This window comes from Petrotoga sp. SL27 (genome assembly GCF_002924605.1).
GTDB classification, from domain to species: Bacteria; Thermotogota; Thermotogae; order Petrotogales; family Petrotogaceae; genus Petrotoga; species Petrotoga sibirica.
Genome location: NZ_JAIP01000016.1, coordinates 102,296 through 103,848, shown reverse-complemented (window position 1 = coordinate 103,848; position 1,553 = coordinate 102,296). Strand labels below are relative to the sequence as shown.

Annotated in this window: 3 protein-coding genes; 2 read left to right on the top strand and 1 reads right to left on the bottom strand. The window is 29.8% G+C overall.

Annotated elements, in window-relative coordinates; all coding sequences use genetic code 11:
- The first annotated feature begins 250 nt into the window (after positions 1-250).
- Both AD60_RS07110 and AD60_RS07105 read left to right on the top strand, forming a co-directional pair.
- On the top strand, positions 251-469 hold the full coding sequence (locus AD60_RS07110; protein ID WP_103927533.1) for a 2-oxoisovalerate dehydrogenase: 219 nt from the start codon (positions 251-253) through the stop codon (positions 467-469).
- Entirely contained in the window at positions 462-713 is a 252-nt protein-coding gene (locus AD60_RS07105; protein ID WP_103927532.1) for a type II toxin-antitoxin system HicA family toxin, read from the top strand. The genes AD60_RS07110 and AD60_RS07105 overlap by 8 nt, the downstream gene beginning before the upstream one ends.
- A gap of 137 nt (positions 714-850) precedes the next feature.
- On the opposite strand, the gene AD60_RS07100 is transcribed toward AD60_RS07105, so the two are convergent.
- Positions 851-1,126, bottom strand: coding sequence for a hypothetical protein (locus AD60_RS07100; RefSeq protein ID WP_233186849.1), 276 nt, complete (start codon positions 1,124-1,126; stop codon positions 851-853).
- Positions 1,127-1,553 lie beyond the last annotated feature (427 nt).

Genomic DNA, 1,553 nt, shown 5'->3' with positions numbered 1-1,553 from the left:
GAGAATGTTGAGGAATCAAATTAGTGAAATTAATGCTTGTTTTCATTGTGTTTTAATGCTATTTAATAAAGTAGTAATGAACCTAGAAGAAAATAATCCAGATGCAGTTTTAGATTAAGAAAAAGTTAGAGTGATTCATTCCGATCTTTTTCACGGACATCTAATATGATCTAATGCCCAGTTTCCTGACAATTTGTTCCTATATGATATAATATTATTAGAAACTAGAAAATAAAAGGGGATGAATTTGATGAAAGTCAAAGAAATAATATTTATAGTAGAAGAAGATCCAGAAAGCGGATATAACGCTAGGGCTTTGGGAGAATCAATCTTTACAGAAGGAACTTCCTTAGATGAGCTGAAAGAAAATATTAAAGATGCTATAAAATGTCACTTTGATAAAGAAGAAGATATTCCTGATATTATAAGATTGCATATTGTGAAAGAAGAGACATTCACATATGTCTAAAGTTCCAAGAAATATCTCAGGGAAAGAATTAGCAGATCTACTTGGAAAATATAATTATAAAATTTTAAGAAAGACAGGAAGCCATTTAAGATTGAATTCCGAATATATGGGGTATTCGCATAACATAACCATCCCTGATCACAAATTTCTTAAAATAGGTACGTTAAATAACATATTAAGAGATGTCTCAGAATACTTAAAAATCACGAAAGAGCAGCTGGTAGAAGAAATTTTCAAAAAATAAAAAATTCTTTTCTAAACCTAAACAACCAGTCTTTATCACTTGAAGAATTTGAAATTAAAGATAAAACCACATTTGCAAAATTGATCGCAAAACTAATGATAGAATCAAAAAAGGCGCCCGAAAAGGGCGTTTTTTAATTAAAAATTGTCGATAATTTCTACAAACTCTCCTCTCTTTTCCCCTTCAAAAACATAAAAAGAAACAGCAGAAGGCTTTCTTTTCAACGTGTATTTTTTCACGAATGAATTAATCTCATTTGGTACTTTCGGTAGGATTTCTTTGGGTATATCTTTTAAATCATAGTACCTACCGTAATTCATTATGAACTTTTCCACTGTCTTTTTTTGGCTTGCATCAAGACTAACGTAATTTTCAATGAACTCTTTTAAATTCTTTTTATTTAAGTCTTTCAATAAACGGCTGTATAATAAAAATGGTTGATGAGGTACTTGACAAAAGGGGTAAAAAAAGATATCACTCCTCATAGAACAAAAAACAAAAAAATAAAAAGAGAGAGAGGAGTGATATCATGAGCAACAAAATTATAGCACAAATACTGGGTATTGACAAAGGTTTTAAGTTAAAAGATATTTAAATTTAGAATGTTCTTTCATATAATCAGAGTAGGAGAAATCGAAGTACAATTGAGAAGAGTTAGCGTTTGGCACAGTTCAAGCCGAGGGATTAGTACTTGAGTTTAAAAAGATGTTCGATTACAAGAAACCTTCTTATGTAAGTAAGCATTTTTTGTTTTCCTTTATTGCCGTTGATAAACTTAATTTAACTTTAGCTTAATTACCCACTATTTTCGTGATAGAACCAAATTTTCATTTATAGGGA

Bases quoted from the DNA above. Each gene is read 5' to 3' on its own strand.
- AD60_RS07110 (WP_103927533.1), top strand. From the start codon at position 251: ATGAAAGTCAAAGAAATAATATTTATAGTAGAAGAAGATCCAGAAAGC.
- AD60_RS07105 (WP_103927532.1), top strand. From the start codon at position 462: ATGTCTAAAGTTCCAAGAAATATCTCAGGGAAAGAATTAGCAGATCTA.